Genomic DNA, 704 nt, shown 5'->3' on the forward strand with positions numbered 1-704 from the left:
GTTGTGCAGTCAATTACGCGTGATTAACCATCGAGAGGGGGAAGAAAAGTGCGCGCATTCTCGCACGCCAGGCGTGAGGGCAAAGGCGCTTGGTCTGCAAATTGCCCTAACCCTTAAATAAAATCAGTTTTTCAAAAAAGATTTGACGGGTTTCCGGGGCGTCTATACTATTCGTCGCACTTGTCGGGCACAGCCTAGCACTGGTTACGAAAGTCGAGCATTTGTGTTGTTATGCAAGGCTTGCAGCACTTAGTTTGTAATCCTCCAAGAGTACAGATTAATCAGGCGCCCGTAGCTCAGTTGGATAGAGCATCCGCCTTCTAAGCGGATGGTCGCAGGTTCGAGTCCTGCCGGGTGCGCCATTAGGCAGCTTTGGCACAAGTAAGGTTTTATGGTGGGCGTAGCTCAGTTGGTAGAGCACGGGATTGTGACTCCCGTTGTCGAGGGTTCGACCCCTTCGTCCACCCCATATTTTAAAAGGCGCCAGATTAATCGTCTGGCGCCTTTGCTTTAATAGCTTCAAGCGCGGATGTGGTGGAATTGGTAGACACACTGGATTTAGGTTCCAGCGCCGCGAGGCGTAAGAGTTCGAGTCTCTTCATCCGCACCATTTAAAGCTTCGCCTTGCCCTCGGGTCAGGTGAGGGTCGACAAAGAAGCTGTATGGGTTCTTTGTTCATGCAATATGGTGGGCGTAGCTCAGTT

Annotated in this window: 3 tRNA genes; all 3 read left to right on the plus strand. The window is 51.1% G+C overall.

Annotated elements, in window-relative coordinates:
• Positions 1-285 precede the first annotated feature (285 nt).
• A tRNA-Arg gene (locus F0169_RS27220) sits at positions 286-362 on the plus strand.
• 32 nt (positions 363-394) lie between these two features.
• Positions 395-469, plus strand: a tRNA-His gene (locus F0169_RS27225).
• Between the two features lie 56 nt (positions 470-525).
• Positions 526-610 (plus strand) — tRNA-Leu (locus F0169_RS27230).
• Positions 611-704: the final 94 nt, after the last annotated feature.

Source organism: Pseudomonas kitaguniensis (genome assembly GCF_009296165.1).
Lineage (GTDB): Bacteria > Pseudomonadota > Gammaproteobacteria > Pseudomonadales > Pseudomonadaceae > Aquipseudomonas > Aquipseudomonas kitaguniensis.